This window comes from Leptothoe sp. PORK10 BA2 (assembly GCF_034932105.1).
Classification (GTDB): Bacteria; Cyanobacteriota; Cyanobacteriia; order Phormidesmidales; family Phormidesmidaceae; genus Leptothoe.
This window is the reverse complement of the sequence record NZ_JAYGIG010000160.1, coordinates 1-18005: the sequence shown is the minus strand read 5'-3', so window position 1 is coordinate 18005 and position 18005 is coordinate 1. Positions and strand designations below refer to the sequence as shown.

At 52.6% G+C, this 18005-nt stretch carries 18 protein-coding genes; 7 read left to right on the top strand and 11 right to left on the bottom strand.

The annotated features are described in order from the left end of the window. Positions 1–120: 120 nt before the first annotated feature. Positions 121–1059 (bottom strand): ribonuclease HI, encoded by a 939-nt coding sequence (gene rnhA / locus VB741_RS24625; protein WP_323367873.1) that lies wholly within the window; start codon positions 1057–1059, stop codon positions 121–123. Between the two features lie 165 nt (positions 1060–1224). Here rnhA and VB741_RS24620 point away from each other — a divergent pair, with 165 nt between their 5' ends. Continuing rightward, positions 1225–1953, top strand: a complete 729-nt coding sequence (locus tag VB741_RS24620) for a carbonic anhydrase (protein WP_323367872.1) — start codon at positions 1225–1227, stop codon at positions 1951–1953. Here the strand turns inward: VB741_RS24620 and VB741_RS24615 are convergent. The 3 genes from VB741_RS24615 to sds all read right to left on the bottom strand — a co-directional run bounded on the left by VB741_RS24615 (position 1950) and on the right by sds (position 4546). Then, positions 1950–2417, bottom strand: a complete 468-nt coding sequence (locus VB741_RS24615) for a CYTH domain-containing protein (protein ID WP_323367871.1) — start codon at positions 2415–2417, stop codon at positions 1950–1952. The genes VB741_RS24620 and VB741_RS24615 overlap by 4 nt on opposite strands. A gap of 10 nt (positions 2418–2427) precedes the next feature. After that, complete coding sequence (locus VB741_RS24610) at positions 2428–3390, bottom strand: carbohydrate kinase family protein (RefSeq protein WP_323367870.1); 963 nt, start codon at positions 3388–3390, stop codon at positions 2428–2430. Between the two features lie 184 nt (positions 3391–3574). Then, the gene (gene sds, locus VB741_RS24605) at positions 3575–4546 is read right to left on the bottom strand and encodes a solanesyl diphosphate synthase (protein WP_323367869.1); all 972 of its coding nucleotides are present in this window, start codon (positions 4544–4546) and stop codon (positions 3575–3577) included. A 1205-nt stretch (positions 4547–5751) separates the two neighbouring features. Between sds and VB741_RS24600 the strand changes: the two genes are divergently transcribed. Then, positions 5752–7011 carry a M16 family metallopeptidase gene (locus VB741_RS24600; RefSeq protein ID WP_323367868.1) on the top strand — a complete coding sequence of 420 codons (1260 nt, stop codon included), beginning with the start codon at positions 5752–5754 and terminating at the stop codon, positions 7009–7011. Positions 7012–7105: 94 nt separating this feature from the next. Beyond that, positions 7106–8377: a M16 family metallopeptidase gene (locus VB741_RS24595; RefSeq protein WP_323367867.1), complete on the top strand. Its 1272-nt coding sequence runs from the start codon at positions 7106–7108 to the stop codon at positions 8375–8377. A gap of 746 nt (positions 8378–9123) precedes the next feature. On the opposite strand, the gene VB741_RS24590 is transcribed toward VB741_RS24595, so the two are convergent. Beyond that, positions 9124–10284 carry a pyridoxal-phosphate-dependent aminotransferase family protein gene (locus VB741_RS24590; protein WP_323367866.1) on the bottom strand — a complete coding sequence of 387 codons (1161 nt, stop codon included), beginning with the start codon at positions 10282–10284 and terminating at the stop codon, positions 9124–9126. Positions 10285–10479: 195 nt separating this feature from the next. Between VB741_RS24590 and VB741_RS24585 the strand changes: the two genes are divergently transcribed. Both VB741_RS24585 and VB741_RS24580 read left to right on the top strand, forming a co-directional pair. Beyond that, positions 10480–11187, top strand: a complete 708-nt coding sequence (locus VB741_RS24585; protein ID WP_323367865.1) for a C40 family peptidase — start codon at positions 10480–10482, stop codon at positions 11185–11187. 173 nt (positions 11188–11360) lie between these two features. Next, positions 11361–12602 (top strand): lysylphosphatidylglycerol synthase transmembrane domain-containing protein, encoded by a 1242-nt coding sequence (locus VB741_RS24580; RefSeq protein WP_323367864.1) that lies wholly within the window; start codon positions 11361–11363, stop codon positions 12600–12602. 6 nt (positions 12603–12608) lie between these two features. Here VB741_RS24580 and VB741_RS24575 read toward each other — a convergent pair whose 3' ends face one another. After that, positions 12609–13622: a M28 family peptidase gene (locus VB741_RS24575; protein WP_323367863.1), complete on the bottom strand. Its 1014-nt coding sequence runs from the start codon at positions 13620–13622 to the stop codon at positions 12609–12611. A 139-nt stretch (positions 13623–13761) separates the two neighbouring features. Between VB741_RS24575 and VB741_RS24570 the strand changes: the two genes are divergently transcribed. Continuing rightward, positions 13762–14157: a hypothetical protein gene (locus VB741_RS24570; protein WP_323367862.1), complete on the top strand. Its 396-nt coding sequence runs from the start codon at positions 13762–13764 to the stop codon at positions 14155–14157. Positions 14158–14259: 102 nt separating this feature from the next. Here VB741_RS24570 and VB741_RS24565 read toward each other — a convergent pair whose 3' ends face one another. Together VB741_RS24565 and VB741_RS24560 are read right to left on the bottom strand one after the other, a co-directional pair. After that, positions 14260–14859, bottom strand: coding sequence for a Uma2 family endonuclease (locus VB741_RS24565; RefSeq protein WP_323367861.1), 600 nt, complete (start codon positions 14857–14859; stop codon positions 14260–14262). Between the two features lie 17 nt (positions 14860–14876). Then, on the bottom strand, positions 14877–15074 hold the full coding sequence (locus VB741_RS24560) for a metal ABC transporter solute-binding protein, Zn/Mn family (RefSeq protein WP_323367860.1): 198 nt from the start codon (positions 15072–15074) through the stop codon (positions 14877–14879). A 105-nt stretch (positions 15075–15179) separates the two neighbouring features. On the opposite strand from VB741_RS24560, the gene VB741_RS24555 reads away from it, so the two are divergent. Beyond that, positions 15180–15395, top strand: a complete 216-nt coding sequence (locus VB741_RS24555; RefSeq protein WP_323367859.1) for a hypothetical protein — start codon at positions 15180–15182, stop codon at positions 15393–15395. A gap of 159 nt (positions 15396–15554) precedes the next feature. Here the strand turns inward: VB741_RS24555 and VB741_RS24550 are convergent, their stop codons facing one another. The 3 genes from VB741_RS24550 to VB741_RS24540 form a co-directional block, all read right to left on the bottom strand. Continuing rightward, entirely contained in the window at positions 15555–17132 is a 1578-nt protein-coding gene (locus tag VB741_RS24550) for a HoxN/HupN/NixA family nickel/cobalt transporter (RefSeq protein WP_323367858.1), read from the bottom strand. Between the two features lie 189 nt (positions 17133–17321). Then, positions 17322–17672, bottom strand: a complete 351-nt coding sequence (locus tag VB741_RS24545; RefSeq protein WP_323367857.1) for a Uma2 family endonuclease — start codon at positions 17670–17672, stop codon at positions 17322–17324. Beyond that, entirely contained in the window at positions 17645–17821 is a 177-nt protein-coding gene (locus VB741_RS24540; RefSeq protein ID WP_323367856.1) for a hypothetical protein, read from the bottom strand. The genes VB741_RS24545 and VB741_RS24540 overlap by 28 nt, the downstream gene beginning before the upstream one ends. Positions 17822–18005 lie beyond the last annotated feature (184 nt).

Here is an 18005-nt window from a genome sequence, read left to right as displayed (position 1 = left end):
CGACCGCTTGGTCAAACGATATCAACCACAGGCAACGGGGGGTTGACTGGCAGATGAAGGTCGATGATGCTCGCTGTAAGCTAGCCTCCGTTTACCCTAAAATTAAGCTTTGACACTGCACTAGGCTTCAATTCTCTCTAATTGCCAAAATTTCTCTTGATCGGACTCACTGCTAACGCAGGAGACTGTCCAGTTGCGCCAGGTCCAATCATCGCCACGCTTGTTGGCTAGGTCGCTGGCGGAGACTCCGGTGAGCACGACTAATTCCGAGGTGGTGATCAGGTATCCCTGCGTTGCTAGTTCGTCGGCAACTTGCAACAGTTTGAGGGTGTTACTGACGCGGTTGATTCTAGTGTCGGACATATCGCTAGGGGGCAATGTATTGGATGTGGATGGGGAAATTTCTTTTTGGGGGGTGGGTTTGGCGATTGGCTGAGGTGCTGGATAGACCGGATCTTTAGCGATTGACTCTTGGGAAACCGGATCTGAGGGAACTGGATCTGGAGTCGACGTGGTTGGGCTCGACTTCACCGCAGTTACTTGAGGGGTTGAGGGCGGGCTATCGGCAGCCTGTTTGAGGCTGATGCGCCGTTGATGGGAAAAAGCTCGGGCAATTTCATCGCAGCGTTCGTTGCCGATATCGCCGGCGTGACCTTTGACGTAGGTCCAGGTAATGTCTACTTTTTGATTGTTTTTGAGGGTTTGGGTCAGTTCGTCTAGCTCTAACCACAGGTCCTGATTTAAGACGGCCTTACCAGCGGCTGTTTTCCAGCCTTTGCGTTTCCAGCCGCGCATCCATTGGGTGATGCCCTGGATGAGGTATTTGCTGTCGGTGTGGAGTTCGACGGGGGTGTCGTAATCGTGTTGCTGGAGGAATTGGAGCGCTGCGATCGCAGCCTGCATTTCCATCCGATTATTCGTCGTCCCCGGTTCATGGCCCCCCAGTTCTTGGATCTGCCCATTGGCAAAATAAATTACCGTACCCCACCCGCCCGGTCCAGGATTGCCCGAACAGGCACCGTCGGTATATATCGCCTTAATCACCGGCACATCGGTCATAGCAGCATAAATAAAAAGCCCTATGCATCATAGCGAAATCAGCCCAGACCCCGATTAATCACATTGATAAGTAAAACTTTGCACACAGCACTCTAAAGATATGGGATAAGGATTAAAGGGCGAATCACCCCAGGCCCAGGGAACCGGTATTGAGGACTGAAGACGATGAAAAAGTTAATGCGAGGTCTCCGTCAGTTTCAGGACACCTATGTGCCTGAGCATCAAAAGCTGATGGCCACGCTGGCTCAAGGTCAAAATCCCAATGCATTATTTATTACCTGCTCAGACTCACGGGTACAGCCAGAACTCATCACCCAGTCGGAGTTAGGGGAACTGTTTGTGATTCGCAATGCGGGCAACATTGTGCCGCCCTTTGGCGCAACCAATGGTGGTGAGGGGGCAACCATTGAATACGCCATCAAGTCTTTGCATGTCGATCACATCATTGTTTGCGGCCATTCTAGCTGCGGTGCCATGAAGGGCCTCTTACAAATTGGCGACCTAGAAGCCAAAATGCCCCTGGTGTATAACTGGCTGATCCACACAGAAGCGACCCGACAGCTGGTGGAAGACAACTACGGCGATTTAGAAAAATCCGACAAGCTGGATATCCTAGTGGCAGAGAATGTCCTCACCCAGCTGGAAAACCTCAAAACCTATCCTCCCGTGCGCTCCATGCTCCACCGGGGAAATTTATCGCTCCACGGCTGGATTTATAACATCCATGACGGCAGCATTTTGGCCTACGACTCCGATCGTCACGCCTTTGTCCCTCCCTTTAGTGATCCTAGCAAGGCCTCAGGTAACGGCCAGGAACATGCCACCTCTCATATGCCAGGAGAGCACCGATTAGCTCGGGGGCAGTCAGAGAGAATTTTTAAGGGCTCCTATTAAGTCCAATCCTTAAATGGGTACAGCACCAAGTTGGAATTGTAATATCGCGGATCTCCCGTCACTTCCGTCCCGATCCAACTGGGCAGCGCCACGGTTTGCTCAGCCTGGGTCAGCTCCACCTCCGCCAAAATCAGTCCCTGATTCTCCCCTAGGAAGTCATCCACTTCCCACACCACTGGGCCGATGGGAATGCGATACCGATGCTTCTCAATCAGCGGTTTTTGGCATAGCTCCTGCAACATCCTCTGGGCGTCTGCGAGGGGAATGGCGTACTCAAATTCCGAGCGGCTAATCCCCTTGGCGGGTCCCTTCAAGGTGAGATATCCCTGGTCCCCCACAATGCGGATGCGCACGGTTTGTTTGCCTTGGGTGGGAATATACCCCTGGCAGTAGTAACGCCCCTCCGCCAAGGTGCGCCAAGTCTCATTTTGGACTAGAAATTTCCGTTCAATTTCTTGGGCCATGGGATAACGTTTACTTTCTCAAAAACAAAAATGCGTCTACTTCTCTCGGGGTGGGTTGGCCTGCGATCGCACCCGCCCGCGTCGTGGTCAGCGCCGCCACTGCACTGGCATACCGCACCATTGCATGGGCACATTCAGCATCCAACAAACAACTGCGACCCAGGGTACACAGCTGATGCAAAAACCCCGCCACAAAGGCATCTCCCGCACCGGTCGTATCTTCCACATCCACATCAAACCCAGGCACATGGCCACTGTGGCCCCCCAGATAATAACGGCAGCCCGCCGCCCCAGCGGTCACCATCACCCCTTCTAAATAGGGTCGTTGGGCGGCGATGGCCACCGGGTCCGTCGTATCCAATAACCACTGCGCTTCAGTATCCGACAGCTTCAGAAATGAGGCCTGTTTCAGTAAATCGTAAACCAACCCCAGGGCCTGGGCAGGATTTTCCCAAAACATGGGCCGCCAGTTCACATCCAGCACCACTCGACCATTTTGCTGCTGAATCCATCCCACCGCCTGCAACATGGACTCTCGGGTTTCGGGATAGGCCAGCCCCAGGGTGCCTAGGACGAGATATTTGGCCCCGGTGAATAGGTTGGGATCGATGCGATCGCAAATCAAATGGGCATCCGCAAAACTGGTCGGGTCCGGCAACGAAAACCCACCAAACGAGCGCTCCCCCGTTGCATCCCTCAACACATAGACCTCACGGGTAGGAGCCGTCGGATGCTGCTGCAGCCCCCGAGCCCCCACCTGCAGATCCGTTAGCAGCCGTCCCAGGGCCTGCCCCCAGGCATCCATTCCCACCGCCCCAATAAATTCTGAAGGTGTCCCCAGCTTGGCCAGACCGCAAGCGACATTAGCCGGCGCTCCCCCGGGCAACGACAGCTTCTTTTTCTCTTCTCCCACCCAAAAACTATCAACCAGGATTTCCCCCAGACATACCACTGGATTCACCGGATTGTTCATTCCTGCCTCCGGACCATCGCCCCAGCACACACCATGAAAGCTAACAACAAGCTCCCAGCCGAAAGTATAGGGTACTGAGTCATCTGTCAAAGAAAATCAGCTAAAGAAAGACCCCGCACCTAGGGCAAAGCCCATGGACATACCCCACCGCCCAGGCTCCAGACCCGTAGTCCATACCCGCCCATTAATACAAGCGACTCAAAACATAGTCCGACAACGCTTCCAACGCCCGTTTGGGCTCAGACTGGGGCAATCCGGCCAAATTCTCCACCGCCCGCTCCACATGCTGCGCCGCCAGTTCTCGTGAGCGCTCAATCCCACGACTCGATCGGACCAATGCCATGGCCTCGTCAAAATCTCCGCCTTGAGCAAACTCCCGCTCAATCAGGGTGGTCAGGTGGGGGTTTTCCTCCATGGCATACAGGACGGGGGCTGTGAGATTACCACTCAATAAGTCAGAACCAGCGGGCTTACCCAACACCTCTTCAGACCCCGTAAAGTCCAAAATGTCATCCACAATCTGGAACGCCAGTCCCAGACTCCGACCATATTGATAAAACGACTCAGCCAGAGCATCAGATGTGTGACTCAACACCCCCACCGACTTACAGCTATTGGCAATCAGCGACGCCGTCTTGTAATAGCTCTTCATCAGATAGGCATCGATGGATAGGGTAGTGTCAAATCGATTCAGCCCCTGCTGAATCTCCCCCTCCGCTAGGTCCATGATCACCCGGGAAAGCAGCTTCACCACCGTCAGATTGTCCAGATTAGCCAAATGCCAAGACGACTGGGCAAACAAAAAATCCCCCGCCAACACCGCCACCCGATTCGTAAAACTGCTATGGACCGTCGGCACCCCCCGCCGCAATGACGACTCATCTACCACATCATCGTGGACAAGGCTAGCGGTATGAATCATCTCAGTAATTTCCGCCAGCCGAAAATGTCGGGCTGGGATTTCGGCCTCCATCACCGTAGCCCTTGCCAGCAGCAGTACAATCGCCGGCCGAATACGCTTGCCGCCAGCCCCAAAGAGGTGCTCTGCCGCAGCGTAGAGAATGGGATGCCGAGCACCGACCAGCTGCTTTAAATTATCCGTCAGCAGCCTCAGATCGGCTTCGACGGGGGCAAACAGCGATGTTGTTGAAGTCATGGGGGAAAATGCTCAGATGGCTAGATTACGAAACTTTAAGCAATCCATATTCATTCTAAGCTAACGGCTCAATTGGTGTTAGTAATCCAGTTAGAACTCATGGAAAACCCTTTGGATAGTAGCTTTACAGCTCCCACAGGCTAACAGTCCACAAAAGGAACGATCTGGCTAGCATTGATTAGATATTTTTATTTCTTTTTTTTAATCATGTCTATGTAAATAACAAATGCTTATGTTAATCTGATAGTAGGAATTGGAAAATTTCATTAACTAAAGATTGACGATTGGTGCTTAGTAACTTTGTTCTAGTGCCATTAATGGCTGCTAGTTTTACTAGGTGGATTCACCAACGTGTTGTTGTTGCCTCGGGTTCAGAATACCCACGGCAAGCCCCATGTCTTCAAGGCGAGACAACTTATGCTGCTCAAATCTACGGTTTAGGTCAGCACGATTAGGTTTCCCCAGGCAATAGGCGACAGAATTTATCGGTGCATGTACCCACGAAAGTGTGTACGGAGTGACGAGCGATACTGCAACACGTCTGACGCTGCGTAATTCTAGTACCAAGGCTTCTTAAGTTTTTAAGCATCTGAGTTAATTCGAGCCAGCCCTGTGCTGCCACTTCCTGCTGTCTGCTTTTTTTGGCATGCAGATCGTCCTTGTTACTCCTCCCACACCGGCTACGTCCATGACCCACCCCTTTACACCCCTACTGATTTTGCTACTCTCCACTAGTTATCTATTGATGGTCTACTTTGCTTTCGTGGTTATTCAACACTTTGTTAGCCGTCGGGAGCAAATGCTGAAATGAAATAGGTAATGGGTGACAAGCAACGGTTCTTTTTGGCCCCATGCAGCTTGTTCCCTTGGCGATAGTCCAACGCTGATATAGCGTCTTTTAACCATGATGATTGATTTTCAAATAATGGCTTAGCTGTAGTTGCAGCTAAGCCATTATTTTTTGTCGGAGAAATGGGTCTGTCCCATCCAGGCAGCCGGTTGCCATGGGGCTAGGCCCTTGCCTCAAATAATGTGTTTAATTTTCTCTTTTTACTATTTATTTCAGGTTGGTGCGATCCAGTCGGAATGTATTCCCGAAAACAACCTAGAGCGATAGGATTAACACTTATACAGTAGGCACCCAACCATTGAGTTCAGCCCCTGACATTGCTCCCTCCAACCCATCTAATAGCGATCGTGATCCTATGGCTTTTCCTGCCAGCGTTGTCCGGTTAGACAATGGGTTAACTGTGATTCACCAGGAGATCACAACGACGCCGGTGGTGGTAGTGGATGTTTGGATCAAGGCCGGAGCCCGCTATGAGCCCACTGATTGGACAGGCATGGCTCATTTTTTAGAGCACATGGTGTTCAAGGGCACTGAGCACATCTTGCCAGGGATGTTTGATGCGGCAATTGAAAGCCGGGGGGGGCTGACTAACGCCGCCACCAGCCATGATTACGCCCACTTTTATATGACGGTAGCAGCGGATGATTTGGATCATGCGCTACCCTATCTGGCGGATCTTCTCCTCCATGCGGCTATCCCAGCGGATGAGTTTGTTCGAGAACGGCAGGTGGTGATTGAAGAGATTCACCAGGCCTGGGACGACCCCGACTGGCTTGGCTTTCAGACCTTGTCGGAAATGATCTACGGCGACCATCCCTACGGGCGCTCCGTGCTGGGTACCCCAGAAATTTTGCAGGAACTTTCGCCGGAAGACATGCGCCAGTTCCACCGGGCTTACTACCAGCCAGGGGATATGCAGGTGGTGGTCACCGGTGGCGTCTCCCTAAACCGGGTTTTGGAACTCGTTCAAACTAAGTTTCGTACCTTTGCCCGCTGGGCACCCTGTCCTGAGGTGGGAAGCGCTGATCCTCCCCACCACTTGCTGACTAAGACCCCAGCCCTCCTGCACCAGACCTTAGCGTTGCCCCGCTTGGAGCATGGGCGATTAGTGATGGCCTGGTTGGGGCCTGGCATCGGTGACTTAGAAAAAGCCACCGGTTTGGACATTTTAGCGACGGTCCTGGCGGAAGGGCGCATGTCCCGCTTAGTGCGAGAGCTGCAGGAAGAACGCCAGTGGGTGGATGAGATCGCCAGCAGTTTTTCGGTGCAGCAGGACTGTAGTTTGTTTGTCCTGTCCTCCTGGTTAGCCCCGCGCCATATTCAGGATGTGGAAAAGGTGATTTGCGATCGCATCGCCGCCCTAGCCACCACACCGGTTACAGCGGTAGAGTTAGAAAGAGCCCAACGAGTATTGTGCAACGATTATGCCTTTGCCATGGAAACCCCGGGCCAGTTGGCCGGACTGTACGGGTACTATGGAACTCTGGCTACCCCTGAGCTATCCCTAGCCTATCCCAGCTACGTAGAATCCTACACAGCTCCACAACTCATGGCCCTCGCCGAGCAGTACCTCTCCCCCCACCGTTGCGGTACCCTAGCTCTAACACCTACCTAAGGCTCATGGGTTCCCAGTCGCCGACTGGCCATCCAGCAACTCCACCCTTAAAATCCCTGCAGCCATTCACTAAACACTCTCAACCACGACACCTGTGACTGTATCCACTGCCCCGAAACAAAACTCCATTACGACCCATCTGGGCAACGGCCTCAAAGTTATCGCCATCGAAAATCCAGTCGCTGATATCGTCTCAGCTCGGGTATTTTTACCCGTTGGGCAAGGCCATGAAACCCCAGAAAATGCAGGCATTTTTAGCCTCCTCACCTCTCTACTCACCAGGGGCACCGCCCATCGCAGCTCCCTAGAAATTGCCGAAGCTGTAGAGTATGTAGGCGCTAGCCTAGGGGCAGACAGCGCCTCAGACTATAGCCTGGTCAGCGTCAAAACCGTCTCCGCCGACTTTGAGAAAATCTTCACCCTCGCCACCGAAATTCTGCGGGAGCCCAGCTTCCCTAAAAACGAAATTGACCTGGAACGCAAACTCACCATCCAAGGGCTGCGATCCATGCAAGAGCAGCCCTTTAGTGTGGCCTACAAGTATTTTCGGGAGGGCATGTATGGCAACCATCCCTACGGTTTTTCCAGCATGGGCACCGAAGAAACCCTCATCGCCATGGACCGCGATGCGCTCCTAGAGGCCCATCATCAGCACTTCCGCCCCGACAATATGGTAGTCGTCATTGTCGGTCGGATTGATCCCGAGCGGGCCGTGGCCCTAGTGGACAAACTACTGGGCAGCTGGGCAGCCCCCCAAGATCCAGCCCCGGCAGCGCGCTTGCCAGAGGTAGAATCCCACGCTTATCGCATCGTCACCCCCCAGGAAACCAACCAGGCCTTTGTCATTCTGGGCTATCTGGCTGCCCCCGTAAAAGATCCAGACTTTGCCGCCCTAAAGCTGCTGAGCACCCACTTGGGGAATGGCCTCTCCAGTCGTCTATTTGTTGAACTGCGGGAAAAACAAGGTCTCGCCTACGATGTATCTGCCTTTTATCCCACCCGGTTAGGTCCCTCCCAGTTTGTGTCCTACATCGGCACCGCTCCTGAAAATACATCCATCGCCCTAGACGGCCTACAAAGTGAGTTACGCCGCCTGTGCGAAATTCCCCTCACGGCCAAGGAGCTGCAGGTAGCCAAAAACAAAATGCTGGGGCAATATGCCCTGGGCAAACAGACTAACGGGCAAATTGCCCAGCTCCTAGGCTGGTACGAGATTTTGGGCCTGGGCACTGAGTTTGACATCCAGTTCCAAGCCGATGTGGCCGCCGTCACCATCGAAGCAGCCCAGGCAGCAGCAAAACGCTGTTTTGTGGACTCATATATTTCAATTTTGGGACCCGCAACGGCTGTGGAAGCCCTACGGTAAACCTTTAGATCGCAAAAACCATGGGCGGCACAATCGGTTAAAGACTGGTAGCCGATTTACTCTATTACCCGAACCAAAGGCTGAAGGCTGCCAGCTTATTTCCTATGCCACAAACAAATTAACGCACTTAGGAGTCTGATCGCGATCTGGCAACTTGATGGGTTTTCGAATGGAAAAATAAAGGTTTTTGGAATAGATCCGTGATCCCAAAAAATACTTGTCTAGACTAGTTGGCTGAACCCATCCCAGCCAACTTCATGGGCCACGGCCCAAAGGACAGAGTAATACCGATGACTCTAATGCCAGACAACAAGGGTAGTCGCGGGACCCATAGCTACCCTGAAAATGTAAACTACGCGCTCTATGAATTGATCTGGGCCTTGGTCCTAGTCATGGTTTGCCTAGGCACAGCTATGGCACTGATCAGCCTCTCCTAAAATTCTTTTAGTCTAAAAGGCCTTTAGCCCCAAATACCTTTAGGCCATTTGCTTTTATATGCATCTTCGCTGACCTAGTTCAGCGAAGATGTTTTTTCATGCTGATCACTGCATCCGTCCATCGCCCCATATCGATCACACTATGCAGACGATGGTCGACAAGCACCAGGGTTGGTTGGGTTACTCCTTTGGCAACTCTTTGCTAGCAGGAATACCTTTTTCAGCCAACGTTGCCCAAGCCATTAACCCAACACCCCCATCCCCCAGGGCATCATCTTGCATGGGGGATGGGGGTGTTGGCAAGACGATTTAAATCTCTGCCATCACTTGACCCAGGGCAGCCAACAGACGATCCACATTCTCTGACTGGCTGTTGTAGCCCATCAGGCCAATGCGCCAAACCTTGCCCCCTAGCTCGCCGAGACCATTGCCGATTTCCATATTGTGGTCAGCCAGCAACTTGCTAGTAACCGCCTTGGCATCAACGCCATTGGGGACCTTGACCGTAGTCAGCGTGGGCAGACGATATTCCTTAGCCACATGACAACTGAGACCTAAATCAGCGAGACCATCCCATAGCTTCTCAGCATTTTTTTGGTGACGCTCCCAGGAGTTTTCTAGACCTTCTTCCATCACCAGACGCAGGGCCTCGCGGATGGCATAGGTCATGTTGACCGGGGCGGTGTGGTGATAGGTGCGGCCTTTCCCCCAATAGTTGCGCAGCAGGGAAATATCCAGATACCAGTTGGCCACTTGAGTCTCGCGCTGGTCCAGCTTTTGCAGGGCGCGCTCACCCATGGTGAACGGGGAGCTGCCGGGGGGGCAGCTGAGGCCTTTTTGGCTGCAGCTGTAGGCCATGTCCACTTTCCAATTGTCTAGGAAAATAGGCACAGCCCCCATGCTGGTCACGGTGTCCACTAGGAGCAAACAGTCAAATTCACGGCACAGATCCCCCACCCCTTCCAGGGGCTGACGGGCACCGGTGGAGGTTTCAGCGTGGACTAGGCCTAAAATAGCTGGGCGGTGTTCTTCGAGGGCGGCCCGCAGTTCGCTAAGGCTAAAGACCTCTCCCCAAGGTTTGGTGATGCTGCGCACATCGGCGCGGTAGCGATTGGCCATGTCCACCATGCGATTGCCAAAGTAGCCGTTAATCCCCACTAAGACTACATCTCCAGGTTCGACGGTGTTGGCCAGGGTGGCTTCCATGGCGGCGGATCCGGTGCCACTGATGGGTATGGTCATGGGATTCTCGGTTTGCCACACGTAGCGCATCATGGATTGGACTTCGTCCATCAGGTCCAGATAGGCGGGGTCTAGATGACCGATGGGCTGACGATTCATGGCGGCCACAACGGCAGGGTCGGAGTTGGAAGGACCGGGTCCCAATAGCAACCGCGCGGGAATGTCTAAGGCGTTGAGGGTGGTGCGAAAGGTTTCATTGACCTGGGGTCGGGATGCAGTCAGAGTCATAAGGATGATTACCGGAGTGGGACAGCTAACAAATTGTAGCGATTGCAACAGAATATTTTTTATTGTCTGATGTATTGGCTCATTCGTTAAATCGAGCAATTAGATTCAGGGGGCCCGGTTAGTGAAACTTTGGATTAAAGTAGGGGCTGCATCTTGTGGATACCGTGCCAAGACGAGGAAAAGGGAGGGGACGTGATGCGACTGGAAGAGTTAAAAAATCGCTGGCGGTTGGAGCCTGGGGCTGAGTATCGATGCGATCGCAACCTCAACCTTTACAAAATTCCCGATCAACCCGACCTCGTCACCCAAGCCGCCGCCGGATACCCGCTTAAAATCACCGCCATCGAACCCACGGGCATCCGCATCGTCCTCGTCGCCGATGACTATCCCGGCTGGCTCCGGCTCACGGACCTGGAGGCCATCACCCCAGCCGCTGCACCCTACCAGCCCCCCACCGTCACCCGCCAAGACATCGAGCAAGCCATTCCTGGGGCCATTGCCTTTACCCAAGCCGCCATGGCCGTCCCCAATCAATACCTGTGGGGAGGCACCGTCGCCCCCAACTACGACTGCTCGGGCCTGATGCAGGCAGCATTTGCCTCGGTGGGAGTGCCCCTACCCCGCGATTCCTATCAGCAGGAAGCCTTTACCAACACCATCGATCAAGCCGAGCTGCTCCCTGGGGATCTGATCTTTTTTGGCACCCCGGAACGCACCACCCATGTGGCCTTACACCTGGGGCAAGGGCGCTACATCCATAGCTCCGGCAAAGACCAGGGCCGCAATGGCATTGGGATCGATTCCATCGTAGACCTGAGCGATCCCGTCAGTCAGACCTATTACCAGCAATATCGATGTAGTGGACGTATTATGGGAGGCTATAAACCCCAGCAAGCAGTCTAAAGTGTTTGCAAATTAACCATCCAAATCCAAAGTCTGAGTTATAAACCCTACAGTTTTTAACGTGAACAAGGTTTAATACTCCTGAACCCTGGCCAAACTCCTACCCAGAGCCCTGGCCCAAATCCTGCCCAATCATTTCACACCGCCGTTTTATACGCTGGTTCTCCCCATCCATGGTTAAACGTATCCTTCGCTGGTTTTTATTCGGTGGCATTCTATTTTTTCTCGCCAACACCCTCAAGGATCATTGGCAAGAAGTTAGAAGCATTGAACTCAGTAGCGGTACTCTGCCCCTACTGACCATTGCGTTGGGCATAACGTTGATCGCGCATATTTGGTCGGGGTGGGTGTGGCACATCATTTTGCATACCATCGGACAGCCTCGGGATGGTCGCTGGTCTACGGTGGTTTACCTGAAAACCAACATTGCCAAGTATCTGCCGGGGAATGTGTGGCACTTCTATGGTCGGGTGCGAGAACTGCAGTCCACTGGCTCATCCACCGGCGCGGCCATCGTTGGGGTGTTGCTAGAACCGGTGCTGATGGCAGCCGCCGCCCTAGGTCTGGCAACAATTTGCTATAGCTTTACGGTGGCCAGCGACTGGCGGCTGCTAGTGCTGACCTTGGGGGCATTGGTAGCCATGCTGGTGGCGATTCATCCCCGGTTCCTCAATCCATTTCTGCGGAAACTGGGCAAGGCCAAGGCCAAGGATCAAGGCCTCACGGTCATTACCAGCACCCTGCGGTTACAAACCTATCCCTGGCGCTCCCTGCTGGGAGAGTTGGGGTTCGTCGCCCTGCGCGGTCTGGGATTCATTATGACGATTGTGGCGCTGCAAGCTTTGAAACCAGGTCAGTTTCTGCCGGTGATGGGGGCCTTTAGCCTGGCCTGGTTAATGGGTCTGGTGGTGCCTGGAGCACCGGGCGGGTTGGGGGTCTTTGAAGCGGTTGCGATCGCACTCCTCGGCCATCAAATCCCCACCGGACTACTTCTTAGCAGTGTCGCCCTCTACCGACTCATCAGCACCCTCGCCGAAGCCCTCGGAGCTGGCTTAATCTGGGTAGAAGATCGGATCGCCGACTTCATTCAACCCATGGCCAGGGCCAAAAAACGGCTTTTACTATTGACCCCGGCGCCAGACGACACGCTTCAGACAGAAGACATCCTCACCACAGACATCCTCGAAAAAGACGCCCTGCAGACAGAATCATCACCTAGCAACTCTGGCACTGTCAGTCCAGAGACTGTCGCCCTAGACAATAGCCATGCTTCAGAAGAACATCAGAAAGAGGAGAACAAAACAGAGAGCCAGACCGCGAACAAAATAGAACACCAGCCCCTGCACCCAAAATCTGCCCTAGACTCCTCCTCCTCCATAGAAAACCCCAGCCCAGAACAAGCCGTCAGCTCCTAGAAGCAACTAGCTCACCGTCAACAATCTCTCCAAGCGGTCCACCACATACTGAGTTGTTTGGCCCAAAAAGTCTAAATCTAAACTCTCCACCGTATCGCTGCTGCGGTGGTAGTTAGGGTTTCGAAAATTGGCAGTGTCAGTCACCATCACAGCCCCCACCCCCTTTAACCAAAAGGGCACATGATCGCTGCGAAACAAATCTGGCATAAACGGCAATGCCCCCACGGGCACCGGCAATGTTACCGCCCTCAAAGTTCTCTCCTCGGGGGACGCCAGTTCCTCCTCAGTGGCAAACGCCGCCAACAGATCCGGATGTTCCGCATCCCCAAGCACACCAATAAAATCCCCCTGACTAGGCAAATCCTGCTGTTCTAACCCCGCTGGATAGCTCTGACAGCCCGGCTCATAACAGGCATAACCCAACATTTCTAAAATTACGGCACTATCTAAACCATCCAAGTTGCCCGGCCTATTCACAAAAGCATTACTCCCCCGTAGCCCCGCCCCTTCGGGCTGCAGTTCCTCCTGGTCAAAAAACACCACCTGCAGAGTTTTATCCGTGGGGTAATTAACAAACAGACGAGCCACTTCCAGGGCAGCAGCAACGGCACTGGCATTATCATCCGCCCCAGGGGAACCCGCCACAGAGTCATAATGAGCCCCGACCAAAATTCTATGGTCGGGGTCCTGGGTACCTAAACGAATCACGCTGAGGTTAGTCCCGACACTGTCGCTAGAACCATCGCCAGGGCCGAAGGGTTGGGCCATGGGTTCATAGCCGTAGGATCGCAGTTCCTGGATCAAGTAGGCACGGGTGCGGGCCAAGGCTAGGTTGGAGTAGCGTTCGGTGGCGAGTTGGGTTAAGTGGACACTCAACCGCCCACCATCCACCTTCAGGTCCCCAACCTCAGACTGGGCACCAGAGGACACATCGTAAAACACCACCATCCCCAGCATTAAGGCCACCATCCCCAGCCCCAGTCCCAATCGACGCCACCAAGGCCTCAGTTGATTACCCATGGCTCAATATCACCTGCAGTTGATGTTTGCATATATCCGAGATCGGGACATTACCCACTGTAGATCGGCGTAATCGGCTCGGCATCATCCCAACCCGCTATCCACCATTCTATAAAAACATCTCTGGGCAAACGTTCCTATGAAAACGTCATCAAACCGCCAAGCTCCCCAGCGCCACATTGCCGTCCTAGCCGCAGGTTATGGCAGCTTATTTTTATTGATCCTATGGGCCGCCTACACCAATAATTTACCCCTAGATTTACTAGACAACATTCCCTACTATGACAAAATTGGCCATGTAGCGCTCTATGCCGCCGCTAGCTATTTAGGACATCGGGTGTTGAATAAACGGCACTTTAAAGGTCTGCGGTGGTTACCTACGTTTCCAGTTTTATTTGGGCTAGTCATGACAGCCGAGGAAATTGTCCAGGGAATATCGCCTTACCGAACGCTGGATTCGCTAGATTTGGTCTGCAGTTTGAGCGGTGTAGTGCTCGGCTATTTTCTAGCTGAGGGTAGAAGTCAACAGCGCTAATTAGCAATAGCACTGTAGTACAGCAACCATTGTCATCCAGCTAAATCACCTCATCCGCGCGGTGGAAGTTACCCGTCGGGGTCAGCGGGCTGATTCAGCTTTTCATGGTGACGGCGCCATTGTGTCAGCAGACTCAAACTCAATGCCTTCGTATAAATCAGCTAACGCAATCTCAACCGGCACCGACATCAGTGAAAAAGCCGCATCTAGCCCCTGATACTCCGTCAGTAGCCACTGATGCTCAGACTGTTTGACATGGTGCTCTACAAAAGGACGATACTGGTCAATTAACACATATTCTTGAAACGATGCAATAGTGCGATAGTGAACAAACTTCTCACTACGATCATAGTTTTGAGTCGAACGTGAGAGAGTTTCAGCAATCACAATCGGATTAATAACAGTATCTTTACGTCCGGACTTGAGTTCTGGTGGACGCGATGTCACCATCACATCTGGATATGTATAGACATCATGCTCGGGTATCCATAATCGCTGATCTGTGACAAAAATGCTGTACGGTTGCTGCCTTAGCGCCATTTTGAGCAAAAAGATCAGGTTGGCTATGATTTCATTGTGATTGGGTGTACCCCCAGTCATTTCTACAATTTCTCCAGCACAGTATTCATGGCGCAGCTCAGACTCCACCTCCAGAGCCAGATACTCTTCAGCGGTATAGGTTTTGGGTGTAGCGAGCGTCATAGCTTTGCCCTCTTACGCTAGCTCGAATATAACACTAACGCCGCTGCATCGAGGGCTTTGCGGTCCGAGGGCTTAGCCTGATAGGAGTGAGGATCGTGACCAGGCTCCAGCAAACAGGCCAGAGCAATCGTATCTTGGGCAATTTGCTCCGTCAGATCGCAAAGCACAGTAGTGGTCGCCACCACCTGCAGCAGCTCACCCCGAACAATTGCCATGCCAAAAGGTTCATCCCTCTATGTCAACTGAATTTCTCTGGGCTGAGAAACCGAATTTGGCTGGACAGGGTATAGTAGGGGCAAAATAATGCGATCGCAAATCCTATGCTTAACCAGCCCAATATACTAACGGCTCTCGGCTGCTCTGGCTCATTGGCCTTGGCCCTAACCATGGCTCAGCCAGTCATGGCTAGCCATGCCGATCAGCCCACAGACAATGGCATCCCGCATCTAGTACAAGCAGACTCCAATCCCATCCTAGATGCGCTGGAATGTAGCTGTGCTCGCTGTTTACTAGGACAACAACAGACCTCGATGTAGGTAAACCCGTAAACGACTTAAACCACGCCCAAGTTGAAACCTGGAGGTTTCCCACCGAAAAAACTACAGCTCTGGACGTGGACAAGGTTTATCTGCAAAAGTATGCAAAAAAAGAGAGTAACTCTGGACCCCATGCCTGCAGAGTTACTCTCTTTTAAGTTAAGGCAGGGCAAATGACAGACCACCGGATGCCAAGGTCACCCCAAATAACCCTAGCCCCAGCAAAAGTACACAGCTTGCGCCCAAAATTCTGACCCCCTGGGTTAACCATTGTTGTCTTTTTCCCAGACGACGTTCGGCATATTGCCGTCCCATGATGGCCATGGCCCCGATCCAAGCCAGGGTGATCGCCATACCGACAGAAATCGCCAACACCATGGCAACACTGGGCCACAACAGATTATTCGCCAGCCCATAGAGCAACACCAGCAGGGCTCCACTGCAGGGCACTGCACCAATGGCCAGGGATAACCATCCTCCCCCTCCTTCCCGATCATCACAGGTCAAACAATTGCATAGCTGCGGTAAGCGTGGCTTAGTCTCTGACAACTGTTGGGTGAGGCTAGGTGACAAAACTAGCTCAGAAACAACGACGTTATGGTGAGGTTCTTGAACCGTATGTAGAGCTTGCCAAAGCAGCCAGGCTCCAATAGTTGCGATCGCGCCATAGCTAATCAACTGCACTATTCGATAATTATCAGGAGTACTTCCCCCCGCCTGACGCACAACAGTATCCGTCAGCACAACAACAACAATAGCCGACAGCACATGGACCACGGCAATACGCACCCCCATGACTAGTCCCCGACGTAAACTGCCACCTTTACCCACAAAGTAGGAGATAATCACTGCTTTGCCATGTCCAGGTCCCAGAGTATGAAGCACCCCATAACTAAAGGCCAACAGCAACCCGAACAAAAAAGCGCCCGTGGAACGCTGGCTATGCAAATTACCCATCGCCTGGGTCAAAACCGCTGAGACTCTGACCGGCAATGTTTTCCAAATCGGGCCAGCGGGTATAGACAGCGCAGATTCCCCAGACTCTGGCTGATTGAGCGTGATATCTGTCAGGGCGAGAGCATAACTCACATCAACCGAGCGAGTACCATCCACACGAAACAAATCATAGCTCGCAGATTGTTGTCGCAGCTGGCCAGTAACTGAAACAGAGGCAAACAAACCAGGCGTCTCAATCGCAACCGCTGGTTCCACATAGACAATTTGATTAGGTGGCGGTGGCGGCACATGAATGCAAGCCCCCACATAGGGAACCAACAAAAACTGAGTGACCCGCTGCTCCTGGTCCCAAGCCAACGGCAAAACATAGCCTGAAAGGGTGACAGCCTGTTCTTCCAAGCGCATATTCGTAGACTGAGATTGCTCTTGCCAATAGGCTTGAGCCTGATCAACCTGAGTGAGGAGCCGAGCCACATCTAACCCTTGGTCCTCAAGCTTCTGCCTTAGCCGCTGCACTTCTTGAGCCTCAAACGTCTCAGCATCAACCTGATTTTGATCTACCCACCGTTGCAGACGGACCAACATGGATAAATCATAGGCCTGCTCAGTAGACAGATGCCCATAGGGGTTCTGCAATGTGGTGGTCTGGGGCTGTAAATCCTCCCATGTAATCACTTGCTGTGCAGCTAATGGGCCAGCACTGGCAAGCACCAGACACACCCCTAGTAAAAATCCTAGGATGTAGCGCCACCAATATTGACAACGAACTGAGTCAGACATAGAACAGGGACATAACTAAAGCAGTCAGATAAATCTGCCCTAAGTATATTAACTACTGACTTATCTAGAACAACTGTAGCTAGATAGCAAGCATCAACACCAAAGAAAAAAGCCCGACATAATGTCAGACATGTCAGGAGCCTATGCACTGTACAAAGACCTTATCCGCCTTACTATCTTGAGGGCAAGTTACTCCACCTCACCATCACCCTCCTCAGCAGCCTCAAATTTAATCCCCTCATATAAATCAGCCAGGGCAATTTTGACTGGCACCGATACCAGCGAAAAAGACGTATCTACTCCCTGATACTCAGTCAATAGCCACTGGTGCGCAGACTGCCTTACATGATGTTCCACAAACGGACGATACTGGTCAACCAACCCATACTCTTGAAAAGTCTCAATGGTGCGATAGTGCAAAAAATTGTCGCCGCGATCATAGTTTTGAGTCGATCGTGAGAGCGTTTCGGCAATCAAGATTGGGTTAATCACAGTATCCTTGCGCCCCGATTTCAACTCCGGCGGGTCCGCAACAACCATGACATCGGGATACGTAACAGGTCAACCGCCGGAAACCACAGTCGTTGGTCCGTCACAAATACCGTATAAAGCTGTTTCCGTAATCCAAACCACATCAACGCATTCAACGCACTCAACAGTTTGTTATGGGTGGGTGTACCCCCTGTCATTCTCTATGGTCTTTGTGTGATGCCCAATCATGTGCATTACCTGTTGTCTCCTGCCCGGTCGTAACTACTCAGGCTGGGGTAGGAGAGTTATAGGGTTTCCAGAGAACAATCCCATGAGGGCATCCAGAACGTTATGCCCCTGTTTGCGTAGAGTGGATAGGTAACCGCGAATACGGCAGAACAT

Bases quoted from the DNA above. Each gene is read 5' to 3' on its own strand.
- VB741_RS24600 (WP_323367868.1), top strand. From the start codon at position 5,752: ATGGCTTTTCCTGCCAGCGTTGTCCGGTTAGACAATGGGTTAACTGTG.
- VB741_RS24550 (WP_323367858.1), bottom strand. From the start codon at position 17,132: ATGTCTGACTCAGTTCGTTGTCAATATTGGTGGCGCTACATCCTAGGA.
- rnhA (WP_323367873.1), bottom strand. From the start codon at position 1,059: ATGACCGATGTGCCGGTGATTAAGGCGATATATACCGACGGTGCCTGT.
- VB741_RS24545 (WP_323367857.1), bottom strand. From the start codon at position 17,672: ATGGTTGTTGCGGACCCGCCGGAGTTGAAATCGGGGCGCAAGGATACT.
- VB741_RS24555 (WP_323367859.1), top strand. From the start codon at position 15,180: ATGCTTAACCAGCCCAATATACTAACGGCTCTCGGCTGCTCTGGCTCA.
- VB741_RS24585 (WP_323367865.1), top strand. From the start codon at position 10,480: ATGCGACTGGAAGAGTTAAAAAATCGCTGGCGGTTGGAGCCTGGGGCT.
- VB741_RS24565 (WP_323367861.1), bottom strand. From the start codon at position 14,859: ATGACGCTCGCTACACCCAAAACCTATACCGCTGAAGAGTATCTGGCT.
- VB741_RS24575 (WP_323367863.1), bottom strand. From the start codon at position 13,622: ATGGGTAATCAACTGAGGCCTTGGTGGCGTCGATTGGGACTGGGGCTG.
- VB741_RS24620 (WP_323367872.1), top strand. From the start codon at position 1,225: ATGAAAAAGTTAATGCGAGGTCTCCGTCAGTTTCAGGACACCTATGTG.
- VB741_RS24540 (WP_323367856.1), bottom strand. From the start codon at position 17,821: ATGACAGGGGGTACACCCACCCATAACAAACTGTTGAGTGCGTTGAAT.
- VB741_RS24560 (WP_323367860.1), bottom strand. From the start codon at position 15,074: ATGGCAATTGTTCGGGGTGAGCTGCTGCAGGTGGTGGCGACCACTACT.
- VB741_RS24610 (WP_323367870.1), bottom strand. From the start codon at position 3,390: ATGAACAATCCGGTGAATCCAGTGGTATGTCTGGGGGAAATCCTGGTT.
- VB741_RS24570 (WP_323367862.1), top strand. From the start codon at position 13,762: ATGAAAACGTCATCAAACCGCCAAGCTCCCCAGCGCCACATTGCCGTC.
- VB741_RS24615 (WP_323367871.1), bottom strand. From the start codon at position 2,417: ATGGCCCAAGAAATTGAACGGAAATTTCTAGTCCAAAATGAGACTTGG.
- VB741_RS24590 (WP_323367866.1), bottom strand. From the start codon at position 10,284: ATGACTCTGACTGCATCCCGACCCCAGGTCAATGAAACCTTTCGCACC.
- VB741_RS24580 (WP_323367864.1), top strand. From the start codon at position 11,361: ATGGTTAAACGTATCCTTCGCTGGTTTTTATTCGGTGGCATTCTATTT.
- sds (WP_323367869.1), bottom strand. From the start codon at position 4,546: ATGACTTCAACAACATCGCTGTTTGCCCCCGTCGAAGCCGATCTGAGG.